Source organism: Cellvibrio sp. 25HG11W-0, from assembly GCF_057815475.1.
This window is the reverse complement of sequence record NZ_CM174230.1, coordinates 402,628-429,227: the sequence shown is the minus strand read 5'-3', so window position 1 is coordinate 429,227 and position 26,600 is coordinate 402,628. Positions and strand designations below refer to the sequence as shown.

At 48.0% G+C, this 26,600-nt stretch carries 24 protein-coding genes; 18 read left to right on the top strand and 6 right to left on the bottom strand.

Annotation, left to right across the window (positions count from 1 at the left end):
- Positions 1 to 14 precede the first annotated feature (14 nt).
- From AC0KUT_RS01895 to AC0KUT_RS01880, 4 genes are read left to right on the top strand one after another with little or no spacing between them, the layout of a single operon-like run.
- Positions 15 to 1,118 (top strand): patatin-like phospholipase family protein, encoded by a 1,104-nt coding sequence (locus AC0KUT_RS01895; protein WP_488833090.1) that lies wholly within the window; start codon positions 15 to 17, stop codon positions 1,116 to 1,118.
- A gap of 17 nt (positions 1,119 to 1,135) precedes the next feature.
- Complete coding sequence (locus AC0KUT_RS01890; RefSeq protein WP_488833089.1) at positions 1,136 to 2,179, top strand: cyclic GMP-AMP synthase DncV-like nucleotidyltransferase; 1,044 nt, start codon at positions 1,136 to 1,138, stop codon at positions 2,177 to 2,179.
- Complete coding sequence (locus AC0KUT_RS01885; protein ID WP_488833088.1) at positions 2,179 to 3,879, top strand: ThiF family adenylyltransferase; 1,701 nt, start codon at positions 2,179 to 2,181, stop codon at positions 3,877 to 3,879. The genes AC0KUT_RS01890 and AC0KUT_RS01885 overlap by 1 nt, the downstream gene beginning before the upstream one ends.
- A 22-nt stretch (positions 3,880 to 3,901) precedes the next feature.
- Entirely contained in the window at positions 3,902 to 4,381 is a 480-nt protein-coding gene (locus AC0KUT_RS01880; protein ID WP_488833087.1) for a Mov34/MPN/PAD-1 family protein, read from the top strand.
- A gap of 117 nt (positions 4,382 to 4,498) precedes the next feature.
- On the opposite strand, the gene AC0KUT_RS01875 is transcribed toward AC0KUT_RS01880, so the two are convergent.
- The 5 genes from AC0KUT_RS01875 to AC0KUT_RS01855 all read right to left on the bottom strand — a co-directional run bounded on the left by AC0KUT_RS01875 (position 4,499) and on the right by AC0KUT_RS01855 (position 8,007).
- Complete coding sequence (locus tag AC0KUT_RS01875) at positions 4,499 to 4,942, bottom strand: hypothetical protein (RefSeq protein ID WP_488833085.1); 444 nt, start codon at positions 4,940 to 4,942, stop codon at positions 4,499 to 4,501.
- Positions 4,943 to 5,071: 129 nt separating this feature from the next.
- Positions 5,072 to 6,136, bottom strand: coding sequence for a hypothetical protein (locus AC0KUT_RS01870; RefSeq protein WP_488833083.1), 1,065 nt, complete (start codon positions 6,134 to 6,136; stop codon positions 5,072 to 5,074).
- A gap of 536 nt (positions 6,137 to 6,672) precedes the next feature.
- On the bottom strand, positions 6,673 to 7,242 hold the full coding sequence (locus AC0KUT_RS01865) for a hypothetical protein (RefSeq protein ID WP_488833082.1): 570 nt from the start codon (positions 7,240 to 7,242) through the stop codon (positions 6,673 to 6,675).
- A gap of 69 nt (positions 7,243 to 7,311) precedes the next feature.
- Complete coding sequence (locus AC0KUT_RS01860; protein ID WP_488833079.1) at positions 7,312 to 7,563, bottom strand: DNA-binding protein; 252 nt, start codon at positions 7,561 to 7,563, stop codon at positions 7,312 to 7,314.
- A 168-nt stretch (positions 7,564 to 7,731) separates the two neighbouring features.
- Positions 7,732 to 8,007 carry a metal/formaldehyde-sensitive transcriptional repressor gene (locus AC0KUT_RS01855; protein ID WP_488833078.1) on the bottom strand — a complete coding sequence of 92 codons (276 nt, stop codon included), beginning with the start codon at positions 8,005 to 8,007 and terminating at the stop codon, positions 7,732 to 7,734.
- Positions 8,008 to 8,082: 75 nt separating this feature from the next.
- Between AC0KUT_RS01855 and dmeF the strand changes: the two genes are divergently transcribed.
- From dmeF to AC0KUT_RS01795, 12 genes are all read left to right on the top strand, one after another.
- Positions 8,083 to 9,042 carry a CDF family Co(II)/Ni(II) efflux transporter DmeF gene (gene dmeF, locus AC0KUT_RS01850; protein ID WP_488833076.1) on the top strand — a complete coding sequence of 320 codons (960 nt, stop codon included), beginning with the start codon at positions 8,083 to 8,085 and terminating at the stop codon, positions 9,040 to 9,042.
- Between the two features lie 635 nt (positions 9,043 to 9,677).
- Positions 9,678 to 10,190: a DUF411 domain-containing protein gene (locus tag AC0KUT_RS01845; protein WP_488833074.1), complete on the top strand. Its 513-nt coding sequence runs from the start codon at positions 9,678 to 9,680 to the stop codon at positions 10,188 to 10,190.
- A gap of 6 nt (positions 10,191 to 10,196) precedes the next feature.
- On the top strand, positions 10,197 to 12,272 hold the full coding sequence (locus AC0KUT_RS01840) for a copper resistance system multicopper oxidase (RefSeq protein ID WP_488833073.1): 2,076 nt from the start codon (positions 10,197 to 10,199) through the stop codon (positions 12,270 to 12,272).
- A gap of 9 nt (positions 12,273 to 12,281) precedes the next feature.
- The gene (locus AC0KUT_RS01835; protein WP_488833071.1) at positions 12,282 to 12,998 is read left to right on the top strand and encodes a copper resistance protein B; all 717 of its coding nucleotides are present in this window, start codon (positions 12,282 to 12,284) and stop codon (positions 12,996 to 12,998) included.
- Positions 12,999 to 13,046: 48 nt separating this feature from the next.
- Positions 13,047 to 13,376, top strand: a complete 330-nt coding sequence (locus tag AC0KUT_RS01830; RefSeq protein WP_488833069.1) for a hypothetical protein — start codon at positions 13,047 to 13,049, stop codon at positions 13,374 to 13,376.
- A gap of 107 nt (positions 13,377 to 13,483) precedes the next feature.
- Positions 13,484 to 14,038, top strand: a complete 555-nt coding sequence (locus AC0KUT_RS01825; protein WP_488833067.1) for a c-type cytochrome — start codon at positions 13,484 to 13,486, stop codon at positions 14,036 to 14,038.
- 129 nt (positions 14,039 to 14,167) lie between these two features.
- Positions 14,168 to 14,899: a MauE/DoxX family redox-associated membrane protein gene (locus AC0KUT_RS01820; protein ID WP_488833065.1), complete on the top strand. Its 732-nt coding sequence runs from the start codon at positions 14,168 to 14,170 to the stop codon at positions 14,897 to 14,899.
- A gap of 44 nt (positions 14,900 to 14,943) precedes the next feature.
- Complete coding sequence (locus AC0KUT_RS01815) at positions 14,944 to 15,393, top strand: DUF305 domain-containing protein (protein WP_488833064.1); 450 nt, start codon at positions 14,944 to 14,946, stop codon at positions 15,391 to 15,393.
- Between the two features lie 212 nt (positions 15,394 to 15,605).
- Entirely contained in the window at positions 15,606 to 17,969 is a 2,364-nt protein-coding gene (locus AC0KUT_RS01810) for a heavy metal translocating P-type ATPase (RefSeq protein ID WP_488833062.1), read from the top strand.
- Positions 17,970 to 18,671: 702 nt separating this feature from the next.
- Entirely contained in the window at positions 18,672 to 19,028 is a 357-nt protein-coding gene (locus tag AC0KUT_RS01805) for a hypothetical protein (protein ID WP_488833060.1), read from the top strand.
- 84 nt (positions 19,029 to 19,112) lie between these two features.
- Positions 19,113 to 20,375 (top strand): efflux RND transporter periplasmic adaptor subunit, encoded by a 1,263-nt coding sequence (locus AC0KUT_RS01800; protein ID WP_488833058.1) that lies wholly within the window; start codon positions 19,113 to 19,115, stop codon positions 20,373 to 20,375.
- Positions 20,368 to 23,502, top strand: a complete 3,135-nt coding sequence (locus tag AC0KUT_RS01795; RefSeq protein ID WP_488833057.1) for an efflux RND transporter permease subunit — start codon at positions 20,368 to 20,370, stop codon at positions 23,500 to 23,502. The genes AC0KUT_RS01800 and AC0KUT_RS01795 overlap by 8 nt, the downstream gene beginning before the upstream one ends.
- On the opposite strand, the gene cadR is transcribed toward AC0KUT_RS01795, so the two are convergent.
- On the bottom strand, positions 23,499 to 23,906 hold the full coding sequence (gene cadR, locus AC0KUT_RS01790) for a Cd(II)/Pb(II)-responsive transcriptional regulator (RefSeq protein WP_488835811.1): 408 nt from the start codon (positions 23,904 to 23,906) through the stop codon (positions 23,499 to 23,501). The genes AC0KUT_RS01795 and cadR overlap by 4 nt on opposite strands.
- Positions 23,907 to 23,972: 66 nt before the next feature.
- On the opposite strand from cadR, the gene AC0KUT_RS01785 reads away from it, so the two are divergent.
- Both AC0KUT_RS01785 and AC0KUT_RS01780 read left to right on the top strand, forming a co-directional pair.
- Positions 23,973 to 24,605: a cation efflux transmembrane domain-containing protein gene (locus tag AC0KUT_RS01785; RefSeq protein ID WP_488833055.1), complete on the top strand. Its 633-nt coding sequence runs from the start codon at positions 23,973 to 23,975 to the stop codon at positions 24,603 to 24,605.
- 57 nt (positions 24,606 to 24,662) lie between these two features.
- Positions 24,663 to 26,594, top strand: coding sequence for an FTR1 family protein (locus AC0KUT_RS01780; protein WP_488833054.1), 1,932 nt, complete (start codon positions 24,663 to 24,665; stop codon positions 26,592 to 26,594).
- Positions 26,595 to 26,600: the final 6 nt, after the last annotated feature.

Genomic DNA, 26,600 nt, shown 5'->3' with positions numbered 1-26,600 from the left:
TTATGAAGGATCAGATGATGACAGAGCAGAAACCTTTTCGAGTCTTATGTTTAGATGGTGGTGGGATGCGTGGGGTGTACCAATCAGCCTATTTGCAGACCTTTGCGACAAGAATAGCTCAGACAGTCGGCAGCGAGAGGTTGCCGGATGTTGGCAAAGCGTTTGATTTAATTGTTGGCACCAGTACTGGGGGGATAGTCGCGTGCGCCCTTGCCGCTGGGACGCCGCTGAACGAAGTACGAGAGCTCTATCATAACGAGGGGAAAAACATCTTCCCGTATCAAACAATCCGGCATATTCCCATCCTCGGAGACCTCCTGATTCGAGGCCTAGGCTTCGGTCTTTATGCGGGTAACCAGGCATTAAAGCGTGCGCTGGAGCGAGCATTTAACAATCAATCTCTTGGCAGCGTTTATAAAGAGCGCGGGATCGCTTTGGCAGTCCCGACGCTAGATATTAATCGACACGCTGCTGTAGTCTTTAAAACACAACATCTCTCGCGCCTAAATGGTCGTGATAATCCCCGAACCTTAGTTGATGTATGCCTCGCGACATCAGCCGCTCCTATTCTACGATCAATGGCTAAGTTAGTGGAGCCCAACGGAATCAACTCAACCACAACCGCTGTTTATGTGGACGGGGGCCTCTGGGCTAACAACCCTAGTACCCTTGGAATGATCGAGGCCACAGAAATTCTGGCTGATCGAAAAGAAACCTCCCGCCCAGTCCACCTATTCATGTTGGGTTCTTTACCTTCGCAAGGGGGAGAAGAAATTTCAGATAAAAATCTGCATCGCAACTCTCTGAAATGGAAACTGGGAATTAAAGCAATTGAAGCCAGTCTCAACGCTCAAGCAGTAGGATACGACTACATATCTAATAAAATCGCATCATTACGAAACGACACAAGTTTCGCCTATCGACTTCCCGCGCAATGCCCTTCAAATGAATTGAGAAATTATTTAAAGAATCTCGATGACGCCCGACCCCAAGCACTGAATGCTTTGGAGCGACAAGCTATATCCGATGTGGATTGGGCTTGGTCGCAAATGAATACAAATAATCCCACGAATCATATGCGGTCATTCAGGGATGCATTGTTGTCAACGCTTAATTAAACTGGAGAACCGACGTAATGACTGATATTGATTGCAATAAAGACCTGCGTGCTTATCACAACGAAAAAATCATATTAAGTAAATCGAATCAGGATGATATGCGAACACACCGAGACGCTGGACGGACTCGGTTGAAAAACGGTTTAACCCGCCTTGAAAAGCCTCATCCTGAAAGAATAGATTCGCAAGGATCTTACAGCATGAAGACGATGGTTCAGGATGACGCGTACGAGTATGACATTGATGACGGCGTTTATTTCAAACCGGAAAATTTAGCTGGCTTTTTCGGTTTTAGTTTATCTCCTCAAGAGGCTCGCGAACGAGTATGTGAAGCACTTTCCGATGATGATCGGTTAACAAGTCCAGCGAAAGTTCATCGAAACTGTGTAAGGCAAACTTACGCGAAGGGATATCACATCGACTATCCTATTTACAGAATTAAGACTGAAAAGGATGAAAAAGGCCAAGATAAAGAATATTACGAATTGGCTAGCGGTGATGATTGGACTCGCTCGGACGCACGAGCAGTAACTAGTTGGTTTAATGCTCAGGTTTCGGAATTGAACTCGGGCGAAATTAATGACGGCAGTCAACTACGACGAGTTGTACGATATACGAAAAAATTTGCGCGCAGTGAAAGTGATTGGAAAGAAAAGACTGCATCGGGAATCACAATTACCAAATTGGTCGTAGACCATTTTAAAGCGAATGAAAGTAGGGACGATCTTTCGATACGAAACACCTGGATAGCAATTAAAAAAGCATTAGATACTTCGACGGAGGTCAAACACCCTGTTTTGGAAAATGTAAATCTTTCCGGTAAAAATGACGAAGCTGTTACGTTTTTTAATAATAATTTGACTTGGGCGGTAGATGAGTTGGTAACGTTGGATGAATCAGACTGTACCCACAAGAACGCACTTGAAACTTGGGATACTATTTTTAATACCACATTTTTCGCGGTTCGAGCACCTAAGGAATCTACTGCGCAAAAGTCTGCATTTGTCGTAACCTCCACAAAAGTCACTGAGAGAAATGATGATGGTGGTCGTTTCGGTTAATGAACAATCATGATTTGTTGATAGAACGCATACAGCACGAATTAAGCCGTCAATTGCAGGGGCGTTGGTCGCAGATATCTTTAACGACTAATGCCCCCGCCAGAAATATGGCGGCTTCATGCATCGCGGTTTGGAAAATTGATTTTGCTGACGGTGACATTGTTTATCCAAACGTTAACTTTGTGTACGTGGGTATCGACAAACAGTTCCCTCGGACCCAGCCAAAGTTATGGATTCCCGGGTATGTGCATGGCAAAAGCAAATCTTGGCCACATATCGATAATAACGGCACGCTTTGTCTTCCTCGAAGCTCAATGAACCATGAACCGGAGCATCGAATCATCCAGCATTTAGCGTGGGCTCAAACACTGCTAAATATGGATCCAGTTACCAGACGCAAGGATTTTATGCGGGAGGCGGCTGCCTACTGGGCTCAATCTCATACTAATTTGGAGAATGTTTACAGCTTACTCTCACTGAAACCTGAAAGCCGGGTAATTGCCTACGCAGGCAATCGTCGTGAATTTTTTGTAGCCGATACTCCTCAGGAACTAGCTAAATACCTAATGCACCTTAAGAGCACGAAACAGTCAGCCACGATTTATCAAGGTTATTTGGTATGGCTGAATCGGCCTTGGTGTCCACATGAATTTCCAGATTTTGCAAATCAACTGTTGACCCTTATTCCTGTGGGAGTGCAAGACCAAATTCTGGTAGCTGGTAGAGACTGTCTTGTTCTGATCGCTGCGAATTCTGAAAATGGTGTGATCTTTTTCTCCGCATTTATAAAGAGCAAGAAGTTAGCAGACGTTCGAAAAGGTTTCAGGAGCGGGTCTGTGTTGCCCGCGTCAGTAGTACGAAGCGCGTTCTTTGGATTTAGAATTCATAAAATGGATGTATCCAGGGTTGATGGTGCTTGGGTACATGGAAGAGACCACGATCCAAATTATAAAAATTTATATAGCAAACGGGTTGTAGTGTGTGGGTGTGGGTCACTCGGAGCATCTATCGCACGGCTTTTGGCTCAGGCAGGAGTTGGCACTCTCCACTTGATCGATAGGGATAAAATGTCTTCGCATAATGCATCGAGACATTTACTCGGAGTTGGCGATACAGGTACAAATAAAGTTTCGTCGCTTCGTACCTTACTTCTCACTGATTTTCCGCACATGAAGGAAGTTACCGCTCATTGCAAGTTTATTGAAGATATGAGCCACGACGAATTAGATATAATTCGCCATGCAGATGTAATCGTCAGTGCGGGCATAACAATTGCCGGCGATTTATTCCTTGATGAGTGGCGAAGAACGAACAGCCTTCATTCTATTCATGTCTGTGCCTGGACAGAAGCGTTCGCTGTAGCCGGGCATTCTGTTGCACTATTTGACAACGATACAATCAGTGACATCTTTGACGAAAACACAGAAGTTAAATTTCGATTATGTGATGTCCCCCTTGAAGCGGGCCATATGGTTGCGATGGCTGGATGTGGGGACACCTTCCAACCACATGGTGTAATTGAGCTACAACCGACCATTAACATCTCCGCGCGAGTCGTCATTGATGCGTTAACCGGAAAAATTTCTAACTCAATCCGGCGGACCTGGTTTGGCAGTCGTCAAGAAGCAGAACGGCTAAAACTGGTACCGAGAGATACCTTTGATAACGAGCTGTGCATAAAAGATTTTGCCTTTGAGTGATTTCAAGGAGTCTTATCCACTTATGAATGAGTTAAGAGCGGTACACGAATCTTTCGAGCAAGAAATTATAATTGAAGGAGATGTAATGCGATATTTAGCAAGGCACCGCCAAAGACATTTTTGGAATTTAGAAGCAGGTGGTCAACTATTTGGTAGCATTTCTCCTCAATCAATTCTGATAAGCAATATTTCCGGGCCTTACCCGAGAGATGACCGCGGCCCACGACACTACCGCTCACATCCACAAAGTGCGCAAACTGAAATTAAACGTCAGCAAAAATTGGGTCACCTCTATCTGGGAGAATGGCACTCCCATGCAGAAAAAAAGCCTAGAGCCTCCGGGGATGACAATGATGCAATGCAGCGTTTGATGCGGAAATCCACGCTCGCTACAAATGGACTGCTTTTAATTATCACCGGTCAACACGAAAGCGGAATGGGTACTAGCGTGTATTCTCATATGGATGGAGCTTTGCGAGAGTGGGATATTGTGATTACATGATATAAAACAACAATTCGATTTTCAGTTAACCATTTACACGGCTCTCTTCTACAGTCGAACCGAGTTTCCGTAATATGCCGCTACTTGAATACAGTTATCTAACTTACGGAATTAAAGTCATTCAGAAAATTCATTGATTGCGCTACTCTTGACCCTTTCGGTTTCTCTGATGTTTTCAGCTCGTGACAGGAAGAATTTCATGAATGCGGAAACGATAAAGTCTCTATCTAATTCAGCACGATTCTTTATGGTTGTGCCTGACGTGTAAGTCGAAGTGCCATTGAGTATGTATGGAAACGAAATACTCTGGTATTTAAAATCGACGCTCACAGCGAAAACCGACCTCTTCGCAATTTGATCTTCGAACGAAATAGTCGCTTTGCTCACGTATTTTTTAATTTTCACACTTTTAGTGTGTTTTTTCATTTCTGCCGCGATTTCTTCAAATGCGGGTACAACTACATCATCGAGAAAGCTATTGATCTCGTCTTTGGAACTAAACACCGGCTTCGACTTTAGTTTTTCATAAAATTGAGTTAGTTCGTTTTCCCAGATCATCATTTAAAACTCACGGGTAATTGTTGATGTTGAAGTTTCAGCGTGCAAGTTTCAGACTCATATCTTATTGATTGACTCATATCCTTCACGCCTACCGCAGTTGGTATGCGCCTCCTGTTCGCGACTGAGACACTAGTAGTCCCTGATCGATAAGGTTTCCCCAGTGATTTCAAACGTGTCCCAGTTTTGAACAAGATGGGGAGTTTTCAACGCTGTCTCATAGAGTGAAACTTTTTCATCCGCGTAAAACGCTTTAACATTTTCCAATTCATTCGCTTCAAGATTCTCATTATTGAGCCACAACAACTGATCGGGATACCACGTTCTTCGATGCGTATCCAAAACTTCTGTAGGAAGAATCTGTCCATTAAAAAGGGAATTCATTTCGTGCTGAGATAAGAGGATTCCCCGGTAAGCTAATCCGCTTCTTTCACAAAACATCATTAACGCTTTCAAATAGTAACGGCATCTCCAATAGTTCCAACGTTCAGCATCTGCAATCTCATAACTGCGAAAAGAAATTCCGTTGACTTCGTTTTCTTTCTCAATAACCACGCCGACATCCACGGCTGGGATTTTGTCGCCGGACTTATAGGCAGAGCACAACTGTTCGTACGTTAGACCTTCTTTTGCAATAAAACTGACTGATACGCGACGACAGGTGCGGCTCAAAATTGCCAATCGTCGGGCAAATCCGTCGAGGTTTTTGTACAAGCAAAAGCCCCCTGTTTCAACAGGATTGCCATTATGTCCTTTGACCCACTGTGGGTTGATTGAAAACATTGTTGCCACATGTTGAATGATTATTTCGTCTAACTTGTTAATCAAATCTTTCTTAGACAGAAGGTCAGATCTGTCCAGGGATCTTTCAGGGAGCATCCGAGTGATGTCCGCTATTGGGATACGGTGCTTCGAGAATACTTCTATGAATCGATCGGCCATCAGATCTATTTCAATTGCTTGAGGTTCCGCGTTGGCTAACATTAGGGCCTTGAAGGTCATTGCCACGAATTCCTGGGCCGAGATCCCTAAATGTTGAGACTGCATCTCGATAAACTCTCGTGTTCTCGCTTCAAACCTAATAGTTGTGGCGACCTTACGGTCGTCGCCAAGCTGCCCCTCACCCGCTGGCGGAGCGCTTGGCGCTAGAGAGATTAAGCGCGAAAGTAAGGAGCTTAAAGAATGTTTTGCGATCATGCTGCACCTATGTGAGTCAAAGATTCAAAATGAATCATATAGGCTTATTTTTGTTTTTGCTAGTGGATATATAACGCTGCGGAGACGGTGGTGAAAGGCCATTGAGAGTGAGCTGCAAGCGGTTGCCGAAACACGCGTCAGGAGGGCACAAACATCAGATTATAATTGCGCCCAACCAATAGCTATATCATAATTAAGATGCGGAGCGACTGACCGGATGAGATTGAGCGCTCCCCAGCGGGGAAACCCGTAGCCGCGCAAGGCGGTTCGAGGCAAAAGCCGAAGTGATTCTGGATACGCGAGAAAAAAGGCACCTTTCGGTGCCTTTTTTATTAGTTGTTGGCTTCCAAAGCTCAAAGAAGTGCAGTTGAACCCCTCGTAACGGTTATCTTTGCGCGATGGGTTGGAACGTGTGCCCAAGTGATCCCAGGAATTGGGTTTTCACGGCCAGCTCAGTTTTAACTGTCACCAATTCAATTTCAATGCTTTTAAAGGCTTTTTCCATCAGCCCCAGTGGTTCGCCAAGATTATCTTTATCACCAATCAGTTGATCGCGCAGCCGTGAGCTGGACGATTTGATAGTTTGCCCTCTCGCTGAAGGTTGATAATTTGGCCTTCGCAGCCTGATGTTGTTGTTCGGAATTATTAAGCGCTTTGCGAAGTTGGCGTACCTCGGCAATCAGCTCTGCGTCGGCGGTGTTGAGGTGCGTTAAATCGGTTTGCTTGATCGACAAGGTCTGGTGGACCTGGCGGAGTTCCGCCTGTAATTGTTGTACTTGGTGTTCATGCCGCCGCAGATCCTGATCGCGCTGGTCTTTGATGGACTGGCGATAGTGCTCCAGGGCTTCACGGGCGTTCTGGTGTTTTTCCTCTAGGGAGCGGATGTGGATTTCCTTGTCTGCGATCAAGGTGCCTTGATCGGTCAGTTGTTGTTCCAGTCGCCCTAGGACAACCTTTTGTGCTTCAGTATCGGCAGTAAGGTCTTTATGAAGCTGTTCATAGGCGTTGAGCTGTATTTTTAACTGTTTGTTTGCGTCACCAGCGCTTGCCAAGGCCTGCTGATGAACTTCTAATTGAGCTCTCAGCGCGTTGGTTGTCGTTTGCACACTGACTTCCCGCTCGGCAATTAAATCTTGAGCTTCCTAGTGTAACTGGGCAGCAAGCTGTTCAACCAGTCACGCCAACGTCTCGCTGATCGCGTGCTTAGTACCCGGATTAAGTGAGTTTTCGTCCCCCAATTCTTTTAGGTATAGATGGATAGTCGCTTTGGAGCCGGTATTGCCGAGTTCAACCCGAACATCATCAATCGAGAGGTTCACACCGTTGGCAACAAGCGCTTCCCGTGCTTTTTTGACCTGATGTTTGTTGATGCCGCTGTGTGCCATTGCCTGTTCGTCCTGATTATTTCGTATTGTAGTACATACCATACGGCGCACAATAAACGGTACAATAAGTAGGCACATCTAGCACCAGATAATGCAGACTTATCTAATGTTAGGCATTTAAATCTCCATAAAAGATTAAAAATTAGTACAGATAGCCTAATCATGGAGTAAATCCAATAGAGGTAAATTGGATGCATCCGCTCACATCTCTCACTTCAAGTAACGGCGCACCACCTCTATCACCTGATCCAAATCCTCCTGTCGTTGTTCTGGGGAGGCGTCATCTGTACCAAGATGCTTACGAATGTGCCCCTCTAATACTTCAGTCATTAACCCATTCACCGCGCCACGAATGGCTGATATCTGCTGAAGGATGGCAGCGCATTCGATTCCTTCGTCAAGTGCCTTTTCCAGCGCTTCAGTTTGGCCCTTAATGCGTCGCACACGGGTCAGCAGTTGTTTTTTGGATTTAGTTGTATGAGCCATGGGACACCATTCTCGCAATGTTGATATACTAGGGGGGAGTATATTAATACCGATTTGACCAAAGGATACCTCTAAATGCAATCTCACGTTAGCGATATAGAAACCCTCCGGCATTCACACGTCTTCAATGAGGGCAATCCATTGGCGGAGCGGAACACCCGCTGGGCAGTGGCATTGACCGTTGTCATGATGGTCGCAGAGATAAGCGGCGGGTGGGTATACAACTCGATGGCGTTGCTAGCCGATGGGTGGCACATGAGCTCTCATGCACTTGCACTGGGGCTATCCGTGCTCGCTTATGCTGCCGCTAGACGCTTTGCTGGGGATGCACGGTTTTCTTTTGGTACCTGGAAAATTGAGGTGCTAGGGGGTTATACCAGTGCGATATTTCTCGTAGGAGTGGCGGGATTAATGCTATATCAGTCGATGGAGCGTCTCATGTCGCCAACGCCCATTCACTACGATCAGGCTATTGCAATTGCCGGTATCGGCTTACTGGTTAACCTTATTTGCGCGTGGCTGCTAAAAGATAGTCATGCCCATCATCACGACCATGATCATCATGCGCACGATAACCACCAGCACCATCATGATTTGAATTTGCGCTCGGCCTATTTGCATGTTTTAGCGGATGCAGCGACCTCAGTGCTGGCTATCGTGGCGCTCATAGGGGGCAAGCTTTGGAGCGCAGATTGGCTTGATCCGCTCATGGGTATTGTAGGTGCCGTGTTGGTTTCAGTGTGGGCTTATGGTTTATTGCGCGATACTGGACGTGTGTTGTTAGATGCGGAAATGGACGCACCGGTTGTGGCTGAAATTCGGGAAGTTATTGAAGCAAGCCCTGTTAAAGCTGACATTATGGACTTACATGTGTGGCGTGTTGCTCAAGGTAAATATGCGTGCATTCTGTCTCTTACAACATCGAGTTTTGTCCAACCCGATTACTTCAAACTACAATTACGTGTACATGAAGAATTAGTGCATATCACTGTGGAAATAAATGCGTACCCCGTAGGCATGGTCTCAGCGCAATGAGCTCTTTAGGGACCGTGACTAAACATGCAAAAATTGTGATTGCACGACCCTAACCCGTTTTAACACTGGACTGGGTGCGATCTATTGGACTATTCTTTCAACAGTATTCTGTATATGTGTCTGCCTTTTATGGTCATTAAACAACGCTGCTCTGCATGGTTTGTCGTGCTGCTTACATTGGTCTTTTTGGGCCAATCCTTAGCGGTTGTGGCCATGCCATGCCAGTTGATGGACGCTGCGCCTATGAGCCATGACATGGAATCCATGGACCATTCGATGATGGGGATGCATCACGACATGAGCCAAATGGATTCCCAAAATAAGACTGTAGACATAAAAACCACACATGACTGTTGTAAAACAATGGGACATTGCTCCTCTAATAGTTGTGCTGCACCTGCATTAGGTTGTAGCGCCGATTTCACGTTCCAATCCGACACATTCGTAATTGCCAACGGGTATCACCAACACCTTCCCAGTACACCCATTTCATCCCTCTACCGCCCACCCATACTCCGCTAATACAGGACAATTACGCCCAAAATTTGGCGTACAGATCCTCAAAATGTATTCGCGGGAGTTAATTAGCTCCCATTTATTGATGTTGAACAACCTTATGTTGTTTTGGAGCTTTTATGGTTTTCCAGCGTTTTATAGGCGCTATTGGTGCCTTAACGGTTACGCTTTTAGTGTTAGCCAATCCGGTACATGCCTCTTCTGTTTCTACAACACCTGTCACTACCGATGAATCTGTGCAGTTAACGGTATACAAGAGCCCTAACTGCGGCTGTTGCGAAGAATGGATTTCCCACCTCCAATCCCATGGGATGAAATCCAGCATTTATCACCCCGATGACCTGAATGCTATCAAAGAGCGCTACCGAATCAGCCCCCAATATCAGTCCTGCCATACCGCCATCTCCCCAGACGGGTATGTTTTTGAAGGGCATATTCCTGCTCCGATAATTACCCGTTTCCTCACCGAAAAGCCTGAAGGCGCGATAGGTTTGGCCGTGCCCGGTATGCCTGTAGGAAGCCCTGGTATGGAAATGGGTGAGCGCTTCACACCCTACGATGTGCTTTTGCTGAAAAGCGATGGCAGCAGCGAAGTGTACGTCCGTATCACTAGCTTGACGCAAACCTTCTAAGGAGAAATGGACATGAAAATTCCCGATACCCGCCCTGCGGGGACACACACAACCATGGTATTGAGTAACGCAATTGATCGCTCTCCAGTGATCACTGACATATTGCCGGCCGACCAATCGCGCCGCCGATTTGTGCTTGGTGCATCTTCATTGGTGGCGCTAAGTACCTTGCCGTTATCCGGCCAAGTATTTGCCGATACACCCCGACCCACTAATGGACCTCAAACTCTAACGGGAAATCAGTTCGACCTTTCGATTGGCTTCCAGAAGGTTAACTTTACCGGCAAGCAACGTATTGCGACTACGGTCAATCAAAGCCTTCCGGCTCCGGTATTACGCTGGAAAGAAGGTGAACGGGTGACGTTGCGGGTGACCAATACGCTTGATCACGACAGTTCAATCCATTGGCACGGCATGATTCTGCCTTCTGAAATGGATGGCGTACCGGGCATGAGTTTTGATGGCATCAAACCGGGCGAAACGTTTGTGTACGAATTTGATGTCCAACAAAGCGGCACTTATTGGTATCACAGCCATTCTGGATTTCAGGAGCAGACGGGGCTAATGGGGGCCATCGTTATTGACCCCAAAGATCCCGACCCTGTGGCGTATGACCGGGACATGGTAGTGCTACTGTCAGACTGGACTGACACGGCCCCAGAAAAAGTTTATGGCACCCTGAAAAAAATGAGCCACTACTACAATTTCCGTGAGCGCACGGTGGGTGATTTGGTGCGCGATCTGAAAACCAAAGGCTTGTCTGCGACATGGAAAGAGCGCGCCATGTGGAACCAAATGCGCATGAGCGAAACCGACATTTCGGACGTGACCGGGTATACCTACACCTATTTGATGAACGGTGTTACTCCAGATCATGGCTGGTTAGGGGTCTGCAAACCCGGTGAAAAGGTGCGCTTGCGTTTTATCAACGGCGCCGCCATGAGCATTTTCGATGTGCGGATTCCCGGCTTGAAGATGACGGTGGTCGCTGCCGATGGCCAAAACATCCAACCAGTAACGGTTGATGAATTCCGCATCGGCGTGGCTGAAACCTACGATGTGATCGTCGAGCCTGCCACTGATAGCGCCTACACCATCTTCGCCCAAAGTAATGACCGCACCGGTTATGCCCGAGGCACCCTGACCACGGATATTGCCTTACGTGCCGTGCTTCCCGCGATGGACCCTGCACCGACCCTAGGTCACCGTGAAATGGGGATGGATATGTCCGGTATGGATCACAGTGGTCACGACATGGGTGGCATGAACCAGGATGGTGGTGATATGTCGGCGATGAAGGGCATGGACCATTCGAGCCATGACATGAAGGCTATGGATCATAGCGGTCACGATATGTCGGGAGGGATGAAGGCCATGGATCACAGCCAACATTCAATGCCTGCAATGGAAGGTATGAATCATTCGGCTCATGACATGAAAACGATGGATTATGGCAGCCACGACATGTCTGCGATGAAAATGGATCACAGCGAGCACAACGGCAAAACGCGGCTGGCCAAAGCGGGTTTCGGCAGCAATTTTGATCCGCTCGCTAAAATCAACCATGCCGATACCGAATTCGGCCCTCATGTGGACAGCCGTTCCGAAGCGCCCCAAAGTGGCCTCACCGATCCCGGTATTGGTCTGCGCGATCACATGAAATTGTACGGTCGCCGGGTATTGACCTATGCCGATATTCGCGGCCTGCACCCCACCCATGACAAACGAGAACCCTCACGGGAAATTGAGCTGCATTTAACCGGCAATATGCGCCGCTATATGTGGTCGATCAACGGCCTCAATTTCGCCGATGCCAAACCCCTGGAGTTGAGCTTTGGCGAGCGTGTGCGCATCATTTTGATTAACGACACCATGATGACTCATCCCATCCATTTGCACGGTATGTGGAGTGAATTGGAAACCGGCGATCCGGAATACATTCCACGCAAACACACCATCATCGTTCAGCCCGGTTCGCGCATCAGTTACCTCGTGACGGCTGATGCCAAAGGTCGATGGGCTTACCACTGCCACTTGCTTTACCACATGCCCGGCATGATGCGTGAAGTTCGGGTCATTTAGGAGATAACAATGAAACCATTATCTGGAAAATTCGCCCTGAGTCTATTCACGGTGGCATTGCTTCACAGTGCCCCCACGCTCGCCCACGAAGGCGATGATCCACTCTTAGCGAGAGTGATGATCGACCAATTGGAATGGCGCGACGCCAACGATGCTGAATCCTACGTGCTTGAGGGGCAAGGTTGGATTGGGAAAGACCTCAATAAGTTATGGATTAAAACCGATGCTGAGCAAGTGGATGGTGCCATTGAAGAGGTAGAAATCCAGGCGTTATACAGCCGCGCTATCGCCCCCTTTTGGGATTTTCAAGTCGGTTTCCGCCAAGACTTAAAGCCAGAACCTGATCGCGAATGGGGCGTCATCGGCATTCAGGGTTTGGCTCCCTATTTTTTCGAAGTCGATGCGGCGCTGTTCATTGGAGCTTCGGGTGACACTGCTGCGCGTTTATCCGCTGAGTACGAGTGGATGTTTACGCAAAAGCTGGTGCTGTCTCCCGAAATTTCCCTGAATTTTTATGGCCAGAATGATATGCACCGGATGACCGGCTCCGGGCTTGCCGATGGCCAGGCTGGGTTGCGGTTGCGCTATGAAATCCGCCGGGAATTTGCGCCTTATATCGGAGTGAATTGGACAAAAAGTTTCGGCAATACCGCCGATTTTATACGCGATCACGGGGAAGCTACCAGCGATACCCAATGGGTTGCAGGCATTCGTGCGTGGTTTTAAACCACGCTTTTCAACTTAGATTTTACCCACAAAAATGAGGAATTCACGATGAAAAAAACATTACTAGGCTGCACTCTGGCGCTCTCCGGTTTATTGATGATTGCACCTGTTTTTGCCCATGACCCAGCAGAACACACCAAAACGGTAGAGGCACCGGATTGTGCAGCGATGAAAAAAATGGATCACTCCAAGATGGATATGGATGATCCGGTAATGCAGGCATTGATGAAAAAGTGCAGTGCCAAATCGGCTGACAACGATCCACATAAAAACATGGAAGGCATGGATCAAGAGAAGATGAAGGGCATGAATCTCGAAGGCATGGATATGGGTAAATCCACCTCTAGTGAAAGCCATGAAGGGCATGGTAATCATTAATAGGTCATGCGCGGTTGCTCATTACACTAAGTGGGTAGCCCGCATCGCTATCGCCAACGGATGGCGGCATTTGCTGTACATCCGTTGTTTAATTGGGAGAGCAACTAATGAAAACTATTAAATGGATCAGCCTACTTGGCGTTGCCGCACTGGTTGTTGCATATGCTTATTTAAACGCAGGGCTATACCCAATCGGTGCCGATACACCTCACAACAAAGTGACTTATTGGCTGCTGGAGACCATGCGTGAGCGCTCTATTGCACGCGCCTCTCGCGATATCCAAGTACCTGATTTAAACGATTCAGATTTACTCTTGACTGGCGGGCCGGATTACAACGATATGTGTTCCCAATGCCATTTAAAACCGGGACGTGCGCAAAGTGATATGAGTATCGGTCTTTATCCCAGCCCGCCCAACTTGTCACTGGCCTCAAGTGATCATGACCATGCCCACGATGTAACAGAAGCAGCCAGCGCGCAGCGCCAGTTCTGGATTATCAAGCACGGCATCAAGGCCAGTGGTATGCCTGCTTGGGGTCCGACTCATGACGACCAACGTATTTGGGCGATGGTGGCGTTTATTCAAAAATTGCCAACTCTGACGCCTGAGCAATACCAAATATTAACGTCCAGATCAGATGAAAAAAATGATTCCCATTGACGAGGAATAAACTGAGTCAATTTTTCTAGCGATTTTTCTCGCTAAATTTTTTGTGCACCAAGTTGAAATGTTATGGTCACAAAATTGAGCTTTATTATCCCTGAACTCACCAAGAGAAGGAGAGCATGAATGTCTAAAATCGCAACGCTATATCGAATGGTCACCCCTGAGCACATTTGTCCATTTGGATTAAAAACAAAACATTTATTGCGATCTAACGGATACGCAATTATTGATAAACAGTTAACTTCACGAGAAGAAACAGACGAATTTAAACGACAGGAGAAAGTAGACACTACACCTCAAACGTTTATTGATGATAAGCGCATAGGCGGCTATCAGGATGTCAGAAAGTATTTTGGCTTGAAAGTTATCGATACCCAAGAAAAAACCTACAAACCCGTTATTGCGATATTCGCTACCTGTTTGATACTGGCAGCTGCTCTTTCGTGGCGCATCCATCACACATTTAATTTAGTTGCAACGGCGGAGTTTTTTGTCGCTATAAGCATGACTGTATTGGCTATTCAAAAGCTGAGGGATCTGTATTCTTTTTCTAATCAATTCATCACTTATGATTTGTTAGGTATGCGTTATATACCTTATGCCTATGTTTACCCTTTTGCTGAAGCCTATGCAGGCATTGCAATGTTAGGCGGATTTTCCGCCTGGGCAGTCTCTCCTATTGCGCTCGTGATTGGCTTAGTAGGAGCCGCGTCCGTGATCAAAGCGGTTTATATTGATAAGCGAGAATTAAAATGCGCCTGTGTGGGTGGTAACAGCCAAGTCCCACTCGGATCTGTATCGCTTACAGAAAATATATTCATGGTTTTGGCTGCGGTGTGGATGTGGGTAAAATAAAGTATTGCCATTAATTTTAATTTAATTACTGAATGGAGAAATCTATGAAAATGTACATAAAATTTATTGTAATGATATTAACGTCCACTGCATTCATGTATGCAGCCACTTATTTAAACAGCTATTCCTTGGATCATGTATTTTGGAGTGAAACTCGATTTTATATGTCCTTAGTGATGGGCTCTATTATGGCCGTTGTCATGTTGCTATTCATGCGGCATATGTACCAAAACAAATCACTTAATCTGTGTGTGCTCGCTGGCAGCCTCCTGCTTTTTTCGGCGTCACTGTATTTGGTGCGAAGTCAGGTTACTGTTGGCGATGTTTCTTACATGAAAGCTATGATTCCGCATCATTCAATTGCAATTTTGACCAGTGAGCGAGCAAAGATCACTGACCCTCGTGTTCGAAAGTTGGCGGATGAAATTATCGAGGCGCAAAAACGGGAAATTAGTGAAATGAAAAATTTGATTCAAGATTTGGAATCCCGGTAACCAATAGATAAATTCATTAATGAGGAGCACTGTAATGAATTTAATAAAACATACTGTCATTTTTTGTGGCATAGGGGGGCTGACAGTAGCTGCCTTCCATTAAGCAAACATGACCAATGCTGATTCCAGATTAATAGACGCGTACAGAAAAATGAATTGAAAGGTATCTTCCGGTAGGCCAACTTGGCAAGCACCACATAGCGAGGCAAAACATGGAACATCAACATACTCACGCTCATCAATCAGATCAGCCAGTTTCAGACGAGCTCAAAGACCCAGTCTGTGGAATGGTGGTAACTGAACGTTCGCCGCATCGGCTTGACCATGAAGGAACAACTTTTTATTTTTGCAGTGAGGCCTGCCAAATAAAATTCAGTAGTACGCCAGCAAAATATTTATCTAAGATAACGGAGCCCCATTGCACTCATCATGCGCACCCAAATAAGGATGCGATGCAACAAGTCGCCCCTGAAACAATTTCCGGTGCGGTTTATACCTGCCCCATGCATCCGGAAATTCGCCAAGACCAACCGGGTACCTGCCCAAAATGTGGCATGGCATTAGAGCCGTTGTTACCCGATCTCGATGACGATGACAATCCAGAACTGCGTGATTTCACTCGTCGTTTTTGGTGGACACTACCGTTCACGGTGATTGTTTTTGTGCTGGCAATGTTTGGTCATCAACTGCATTTGTTTGATACAACCACCCAAACCTGGATTGAGCTTGTTTTGACGTTGCCGGTTGTACTTTGGGCGGGTGCGCCATTTTTTGTGCGCGGATGGCAGTCCATCATCAACCGCAGCCCCAACATGTGGACCTTAATCAGTTTGGGCACCGGTTCGGCTTTTATCTACAGCCTAGCCGCCACCTTAACGCCAAGTATCTTCCCCACGTCGTTCGTCTCTATGGGGCGAGTCTCGGTGTATTTTGAGGCTGCAGTGGTGATTATTTCTCTCACATTGCTAGGCCAACTCTTGGAGTTAAAGGCGCGCTCACAAACATCAGCGGCGATTAAATCCTTACTTGGTCTAGCACCAAAAACGGCGCGGCGCATTCGGGAGGATGGCACTGAAGAAGATGTGCCCCTCACTCACGTTCACGTAGGTGACAAACTGCGTGTGCGTCCTGGCGAAAAAGTCCCTGTCGATGGTGTGGTGATAGATGGCAGCAGTTCAGTTGACGAGTCCATGCTGACCGGTGAACCAGTGCCAGTGACTAAACGAACGGGAGACAAGGTCATTGGGGCAACACTTAATACCAATGGTGCGCTCACCATTCAGTCCGAACGGGTTGGCTCGTCCACTATGTTGGCGCAGATCGTTCAGATGGTTGTAACCGCGCAACGATCCAAAGCGCCGTTACAGCGCATGGCCGATTCAGTCGCCGGTTATTTTGTCGTTGCCGTGGTTACAGTCGCGGTGATTACCTTTTTTGCCTGGGGTCTGTTTGGGCCGGAACCGCGTTGGATATTTGGGTTAATTAACGCAGTGGCGGTACTTATTATTGCTTGCCCTTGTGCGCTCGGATTAGCGACTCCCATGTCGATCATGGTGGCCACTGGGCGTGGTGCTACCCAAGGTGTGTTATTTCGGGATGCTGGCGCGATTGAGAACTTCCGTAAAATCGACACGCTGATTATCGATAAGACCGGAACCCTTACCGAGGGGCGACCTGCATTTGAACGGGTAGTACCGGCACAAGGATTTCACGAGGAGGAAGTATTGCGTCTTGCTGCAAGCCTTGATCAAGGCAGTGAACACCCTCTGGCAGATGCTATTGTCAGAGCCGCGCGCGAACAAAATTTGACACTGGAAAGTGTTGAGCAATTTGAGTCGGGTTCAGGCATTGGTGTTCATGGAACCGTTTCAGGGCGCAAGCTAGCACTAGGAAATACCACGCTGATGGAGCAAGTCGGTGTGGATGTCGCACCGTTGGTGTCGGAGGCTGAAGCGTTACGTGGCAAAGGTGCAAGTGTTATGTATTTGGCCGTAGATGGACAACTCGCTGGTTTGCTGGCTGTGTCTGACCCTATAAAGCCAAGTACCGCTGAAGCCTTATCTACCTTAAAAGCGGCGGGTTTGCGCATCATTATGGCGACCGGTGATGGCCTTACTACAGCTAAAGCGGTGGCGGCGCAATTGGGTATTGATGAAGTCCACGGCGAGGTAAAGCCGGAAGACAAATTGCGTTTGGTTGAGCAGCTGCAAGCGGAGGGCAAGGTGGTTGCCATGGCCGGTGATGGTATTAACGACGCTCCCGCGCTGGCCAAAGCTGATGTGGGTATTGCCATGGGAACGGGAACCGATGTGGCGATGAACAGTGCACAAGTTACTTTGGTAAAAGGTGATTTACGTGGAATCGCAGAAACGCGCTTTTTGTCAGAGGCGACAGTGAGCAATATGAAGCAGAATTTGATGTTTGCATTTTTGTATAACGGGCTGGGAATTCCTATTGCCGCAGGGGTGTTATATCCCTGGACTGGCTGGTTGCTTTCACCAATGATCGCTGCAATAGCGATGAGCCTTAGCTCTGCATCCGTAATTGGAAATGCTTTGAGATTGAAGCGGAAATAGATATCTGTTCAAAACCGCTAATCACGGCGCAGGCTCGGTTTGTTTCTGGCTTCATTGCCATTCAACATGTTTGCCATAGGTCGAACGGATTGGCTTAACGTGTTTATTGAATAATTCGGCGCTACCGAGGATGAAGATACTATCGGCACTGTGGTGGTGTATGTCCGCCACCACGTGTTGATCGCGCTACGCGCATGCACCATTTGGCCACTCAGCAGTGTGGCTACAAGGATTATTGAGTAGAGGTAAACTTTATATCTTTCGGTTCTAGATTTATGCATGGCAATTTCATGGGCTGACCGTGCCTTAAAATACTCAAGTTGTAGTTCGGTAAGCGGTTTGCGGCTCATGGCAGGTTAACCTCTGGTCACTGGTAGTGGAACTAATTGCCCAGCATATAACGTTGAAAATAGCCTCCCGGCGAGAGTTTCCAAAACATTGGAGCACCGGTTAATTGAAATTATTTCATCACGACATCCCTACTGAATGGCTTAATGGGGACTTCTTCGGATACAGGTATTTAATCAATTTGAACGATAGAAGTATTTTTGCGCGCGCAAAAAAACTCTCAGATCACGACGATGAACCGTCAAGATCGAAAGTAGAAAAATGATCGGAGAACAATTGGTTTGGTAGGCACTGTGCGACAGGAAAGTTGGATATGTTATTTTTCTATCATCTATATTGAGTTATGCTGACCCCATGCGTCATTACCCATTACTATTTATTTTAATGCTCAGCTTCGTGATGCCCTTGCAAGTGGCGGCAGAAATTTTGCTGTCTTCGGCGCCGTGCCCTGAAGAAATGACAATGCAGATGAATGAAGCCGCTGCTAGCGAAGCCATGCCATGCTGCCCGGATGCGGATGATGCCGATAAGGTAAATCCGTGTGGAACTGCCAAGTCTTGTCACCTCTGCAAAACACCCGTACAAGTTTTTATTTATAGCCCTACATTTTTTTCCTCTCTTACAAGTTTGTCTGTCCACGTTAAAATTCCCCCATTAATCGTTGCTGTTTTTAATCCGGCCAGTATCTGGCGCCCTCCAAACATCTCCTGAATAAACACGATTTAACTCCGCCTGAATGGTAGCAATGCCGGTATTCAGACGGGACGATTTTTGTCGTTTTTCAGGAGTAATTACATGAATAAGGTATCTGCGCGCGTGCTCATTGTTGCTACGCTGTGCTCGTTGGCACTGGGTGTTGCTATTGGTTTTGGCTGGCAGCACCTGTATGAATCTTCCACTGCAACTCCACCACGTGACGATGGTGTTGGCGAAGTAGAACCCGAACCCAAGGTGCTCTATTGGTATGACCCGATGGTGCCGGATCAGCATTTTGATAAGCCAGGCCCATCGCCATTTATGGATATGGACTTGGTCCCCAAGTACGCCACGCAATCATCACAAGAATCGGGTCTGACGATTGGTGCCGATCTGGTACAAAACCTCGGCATGCGAACCACGAAAGTCCAGCGTATAGCTGCACAGGCAGAGCTGGAAGCAACAGGAACTCTGCAATTTAACGAGCGCAACCAAGCGGTTATCCAACTGCGTGCTGGGGGTTTTGCTGAAAAAGTCTGGCCTTTGGCTGTGGGTGATCGCGTTATCGCAGGTCAGCCAATAGCTGAATTTCAAGTACCGGAATGGCTTGATGTACAAAACGAAATGCTCTCCCAGCCAGTGACTGATAATCCCCGCCTGCTGAAAACATTGCGCACCCGACTGCAATTACTCGGCATGCCGGATGCTTTGATTGCCACGGTGGAGAAAACCCGGCAACCGGAAACACGGGTAACCATCACCGCCCCGATCAATGGTGTAGTGACTATGCTGGGTATTAAACCTGGAATGGCCTTGGCTAGTGGTGACACTTTAGCGCGTATTAACGGCCTCGATAGCTTATGGCTCGACGCTGCCATCCCCGAAGCGCACGCTTCACAACTACAGTCAGGTGATAAAGCAACTTTTTACACGGCGAATCCTGATAACACCATCCTATCCGGCACGCTGGAATATTTCTTGCCCACGGTTGATGACACCTCTCGCACACTGACAGCGCGCGTCTTGCTAGACAACCAAGAGGGATTATTAAAACCCGGCACCAGTGGGCGGGTACATCTGCAAAGTACCTCCCGCAAAACAGGGCTATTTGTTCCTACCGAAGCCATTATTCGCACCGGCAAACGGGTGTTAGTGATGGTGGCGGAACCCGGCGGTAACTTCCGGCCTGTGGAGGTGAGCACCGGCCAAGAAATCGGAAACCAAACACGGATTCAAGAAGGGTTAGAGGCTGATCAGGAGGTGGTAATCAGTGGTCAATTTTTGCTGGACTCCGAAGCCTCGCTACTGGGCATTCCATTGGTGAAGTTAAATTCCCGCACCATGGAGATGAACCATGATTAGCCGTCTCATTCATTGGTCTGTTTCGCATCGGTTACTGGTATTGATGGCATCGTTGCTGCTTACTGGATGGGGCGCTTGGGCAATCAAGACCACACCGATAGATGCCTTGCCCGATTTATCCGATGTGCAGGTGATTATCCGCACCAGCTTCCCTGGACAGGTACCACAAACTGTTGAAGATCAGGTCACCTATCCAATAGCCAGCAAAATGTTGTCCGTACCCGGTGCGAAAACCGTACGCGGTTATTCGATGTTTGGCGATAGCTTTGTCTACATCTTGTTTGAAGACGGTACCGACATGTACTGGGCGCGCTCACGGGTTTTGGAATATCTGAGTCAGATTCAAGCGCAGTTACCCGCAATGGCAAAACCTGCACTTGGGCCAGATGCCACCGGTGTAGGCTGGATTTTCCAATACGCCCTGATCGATAAAACCGGCAAGCACGATCTTGCCCAATTACGCGCGCTGCAAGATTGGTTTTTACGGTTTGAGTTAGCACCGCTGCCCAATGTGGCTGAAGTGGCTGCGATTGGAGGCATGGTCAAGCAATATCAAGTGGTACTCGATCCAGTCCGCCTGGCGGCCTTCAATTTATCCCACGAGGATGTAATCAAAGCACTCCAGCAAGCCAATCAGGAAACAGGTGGTGGCGTGCTAGCCGTGGGGGAAGCGGAGCTGATGATTCGCGCGAGCGGTTATTTGAAAACGCTGGAGGATTTTAAGAGTATCCCGCTGAAGTTGGTTGATGGCATCCCGATCACACTTGCGCAGGTTGCGACCATCCAATTGGGGCCGGAAATGCGCCGGGGGATTGCAGAGCTGAATGGTGAAGGCGAAGTCACCGGCGGCATTGTGGTCATGCGCTCTGGCGGCAACGCGCGCGCAACCATCACGGCCATTAAGAAAAAACTGGATCAGTTAAAAAGCAGTTTGCCCGCCGGAGTTGAGATAGTTACCACCTACGACCGAAGCCAGTTGATTGACCGCGCAGTGGCTAACTTAACCAGCAAGCTTATCGAAGAATTTTTGGTGGTTGCACTGGTGTGCGGTGTGTTCCTCTGGCACTGGCGTTCGTCCATGGTGGCGATTGTCTCGTTGCCGCTTGGGGTACTGATTGCATTTGCCCTGATGCGCTATCAGGGTATCAATGCCAACATCATGTCACTGGGTGGAATCGCTATTGCCATCGGTGCCATGGTGGATGCTGCCATTGTCATGATCGAAAATGCCCATAAGCATCTGGAGCGCTGGCAAGAGCAGCATCCTAACCAAACACTTAGCGGCGAGCCGCGCTGGCAAGTCATTACCCAAGCGGCAACTGAAGTTGGACCTGCGCTGTTTTTCTCGCTGCTGATTATCACTCTCTCGTTTATTCCCGTGTTTACCTTGGAAGCGCAAGAAGGCCGATTATTCGGCCCCTTGGCATTCACCAAAACTTACGCCATGGCCGCTGCCGCTGGGCTATCGGTCACCCTTATTCCAGTATTAATGGGTTATTGGATTCGCGGCAAAATTCCTAACGAACATAAAAATCCACTTAACCGCTGGCTAATTGCCCTTTATCGCCCCGCATTGGCGGGTGTGTTAAAACATCCGAAAACGACACTTGGTTTCGCCTTGGCAATATTGCTGACCAGCGTCTGGCCACTCAGCCAATTGGGTGGTGAGTTTTTACCTCCACTCGATGAAGGCGATGTGCTTTACATGCCCAGTGCCTTACCAGGCTTAACGGTTCAACAGGCTAGCCAATTACTGCAACAAACTGATCGACTGATCAAAACAGTGCCGGAAGTTGCGCAGGTATTCGGCAAAGCTGGCCGTAGCAACAGCGCGACCGATCCCGCACCGCTGGAAATGTTTGAAACTACCATTCAGTTCAAACCGCGTGACCAATGGCGCGAGGGAATGACACCGGAAAAACTCATCGCCGAACTGGATGCACGGGTAAAAATACCGGGGTTATCCAATATTTGGATACCACCCATCCGCAACCGTATCGACATGCTGGCCACCGGAATCAAAAGCCCGATAGGGGTAAAAATCGCGGGAAATTCCCTGGTCGATATCGACCAGGTTGCGCAGCAGATTGAGCAAGTCGCTAAAACGGTAACTGGCATTTCTTCGGCAGTCGCTGAACGCGTTGCAGGTGGGCGTTTTCTCGATATCGATTTCAATCGCGAAGCATTGGCACGTTACGGTTTAAGTATGACCCAGGCGCAGTCTGTCGTTAGCAGTTTGATCGGTGGTGAAAATCTGGGTGAAGTAGTTGAAGGCCGGGCACGCTTTCCTATCAATCTGCGCTACGCCCGCGATTGGCGTGACAGTATCGGCAAGCTGCAGAACTTACCCATCATTACTCCGCTTGGTAGTCAGATTACGTTAAGCACTATTGCCAATATTTCAGTGAGTGATGGCCCTAGTATGTTGAAGAGCGAAAATGCTCGACCAATAAGCATTGTCTATATTGATGTACGTGACCGCGATCTTGCATCCACCGTTAAAGACTTACAGCAGGCTATTGCTGACCAAGTGAAGTTGGTACCGGGAACCAGTGTTAGCTATGCAGGCCAATTTGAATTTATGGAGCGCGCCAACGCGCGTATGCAATGGATAGTCCCGGCAACACTCGCTATTGTCCTGGTATTGTTATTTCTAACATTTTCCCGCTGGGATGAAGCTTTGTTAATTATGGGCACACTACCTTTTGCGCTAACCGGCGGCGTCTGGTTGTTGTACCTGATGGATTATCACTTATCTGTTGCAACTGCCGTGGGTTTTATTGCGCTGGCCGGAGTGTCCGCCGAATTCGGGGTGATTATGTTGCTTTATCTGAAACAGGCATGGCAGCGGCGCATAGAATTGGGCACAACAACACAGCACGATTTACTCGATGCCATTCAGGACGGTGCAGTGTTGCGGATACGTCCCAAGATGATGACCGTAACAGTGATTGTTGCGGGACTAATGCCGATATTTTTAGGCAGTGGTACGGGTTCGGAAATCATGAGCAGAATTGCAGCACCGATGGTGGGCGGGATGCTAACCGCGCCTCTACTATCGTTATTTGTATTGCCTGCTGCTTATCAGTTACTACAACGAAAAATCTTAATGCGGAACAAAAACTAAACCTCGGATAATTCTCGTAAAATGCCACAGTTTTTCGCCGTCTGATGCGAGTGGCATTTGGTGCGCAGCGCTGCCAATTGCTGACGCAATTCGGTCAGCTCTTGGAGACGTGAATCAACTTCCAGAATGTGGGCATCGACGATAGCGTTCACATCATCACATCCCGATTCAGGTGTCGTTTTCATCTCTAACAACATACGCACCTCATCCAGTGCTAACCCTAGGTTACGGCAATGTTTGATGAATAAAAGCTGTCGCTGAGACGCATCGTCGTACACGCGGTAATTGTTGTCCCCTCGCGCGGGCGAGTCTAGCAAACCTTCTTTTTCGTAAAAGCGAATCGTCTGAATTGGGATATCTATTAAGGCGGAAAGCTGGCCAATCTTCATGATAACTTTTCTCATTGACACTATAGTGGCTATAGAGTTTATAGTGCATATATCACGCCCGTTTGGCAAGAGAGCAATGACATGAGTGATTGTGGCTGCGAAGTAGAAATAACCAACAATTCCCAGAAGCAGGTGCTGTATTGGCTTCTGGGGATTAATGCGCTGATGTTTATGGTTGAGTTTGGTGTTGGTTGGGTTGCCCAGTCTACGGCATTGATTGCCGACTCATTGGATATGCTGGCAGATGCCATTGTGTACGGTATTGGTCTTTACGCTGTAGGTCGCGCGATTACGGATAAGGCGCGCGCAGCGACCGTCAGTGGATACTTTCAACTACTACTGGCCCTGTTGATATTGGTCGATATTGTGCGTCGGATAGTTCAAGGGAGCGACCCGGTTTCAGGGCTCATGATGGGTATGGGTTCGTTAGCGCTGATTGCAAACGTGATCTGTTTGCTGCTAATCCAAAAACATAAAAACGGCGAAGTTCACATGCGTGCCAGCTGGATTTTTTCAACCAATGATGTCATCGCCAATGCCGGTGTCATTTTGAGCGGTGCATTGGTGTGGTGGCTGGATATGCGTTGGCCAGATATTGTTATTGGTGGAGTGATTGTTTTGGTGATCTTACGGGGCGCGCGCATGATTCTACGCGAAGCCCAAGAGGAATTAGCCGCTGCGCAAAAACCTTCATGCAGCGACGGTTGCCACTAGTCCTATACAATTAATAATTAAACGTTTTTGTCTACTTATTTTTGAACGAGAAATCTTGTGCTTACTATTCGCTATCTTTTACTTGCTCTAAGCCTATGTCTTCCATCATTCGCCTTTGCTGAAGACCAACCCAATGAAAACAATGTTCGTCAGGTATGGCAAATATTGGATTACCTGTCTGTCGATTACGCTGGCGCAGTAAAGGACGGTGAGATATTAGAAGCTAGTGAATACGCAGAAATGCAGGAATTCTCCACTACGGCGCGCGCGAAAATCGCAGCACTGCCCAGCCATGAACAACAATCGGCGCTACTTGGCGAGGCAGATGCGTTGATTGCCCATATCGCCGCGCGTGACACGCCTGCTGTGGTGGCGAGTTCTGCACGCGGTCTGGCAGCACATATGCTCACGGTTTACCCCGTTAAGAGTCAGCCACCGGCAACAATAGATCTAGCGCGTGCGAAAACCCTGTACCAAGAAAATTGCATGGTTTGCCATGGTCCTACCGGTCGCGGTGATGGCCCAGCTGCCGCCCAATTGGCAGTTCCACCCATTGCCTTTGCCGATGCAACTCGCGCCGCTCAGCGTAGTATGTTTGCACTGCAACAAATTATCACCCAGGGAATTGAAGGGACACCGATGATTAGCTTTCGTGCTTTACCCGAAGCTGATCGCTGGGCGCTGGCATTTTATGTAGGCCAGTTTAGCTATTCCCAAGCGGACCGTGATGCGGGTGAAGCTCTGTGGAAAAAACAGCCTGACTTTATGAATGCTGTCCCCGATATTAATGCACTGGCAAATCTTACCGAGCTGGATCTTGCTAACCGAATTGGTAATGACAATAGCAAACCCGTGCTGGCCTATCTGCGAGCCCGTCCCGAGGCCCTGATTCAAAACACTGGCAACAACCTTTCATTAGCCCGTCAACGTCTCGAAAACAGCTTAACCGCTTATCGCGCTGGCAATCACGAGCAGGCGCGCGATTTGGCGCTCTCTGCCTACCTGGATGGTGTTGAACCGCTGGAGCCGACCATCGCCACTCGCGATGGCGAAATTCGCACGCAAATTGAAACCGCGATGGGACTGTATCGCACACTTCTCACCGAGGGTGCACCAGAGGCTGAGCTCGCCGCACAAGTACAGGCAATCAATGTCATTTTTGATAAGGGTGACGAATTGCTGTCGCTATCGGAAGCTGATGCCACCACCAGTTTTACCGGCAGCTTGACCATATTACTGCGTGAAGGTTTAGAAGCTTTGCTGATGGTTGTTGCCATGTTGGCTTTTCTGGAAAAAACGGCACGCTCTGAACAAACACGCTATGTGCATGCAGGCTGGTTGGGTGCACTGGCAGCCGGTGTTGTTACCTGGCTTGTGGCGACTTATTTTATTGGTATCAGCGGTGCCAGCCGTGAATTAACCGAAGGCATATCATCACTCTTCGCCGCGATAGTATTGCTCGGCGTAGGGATGTGGATGCACCGTAAAAGTGTTGCAGGCCGGTGGCACGAATACTTCAACGCAAAGTTATCCAGCACTAGCCAAAAACGCTCCACACTGGCGCTGTTCAGCTTGTCGTTTATCGCTGTTTATCGTGAAGTCTTTGAAACAATTCTGTTCTACGCTGCCCTTTGGCAAGACGGTAATCATATGGCCATAGTGGCGGGCTTGGGTGTTGGCGTCGCAATATTATTAGCCGTCGCCGTGTGGATGCTGCGCTTTAGTAAACGGCTACCCATCAGCCAGTTCTTCTCTGTCAGCTCTTTACTGGTTGCAGTATTGGCAGTGATACTGATTGGCAAAGGAATCGCTGGGTTACAGGAAGCTGGTATCTTGAATATACATTCGTTGCCAATTCCACGCCTATCCCTGTTAGGGATATTTCCAACGCTGGAATCCATATCCGCACAAATCTTGATGCTAGTGGCAGCGATAGCAGGCTTTTATCTGAATGCGCGACCGTCTGCCAAAGTATCCAAGCGGGAATAAAAGGAA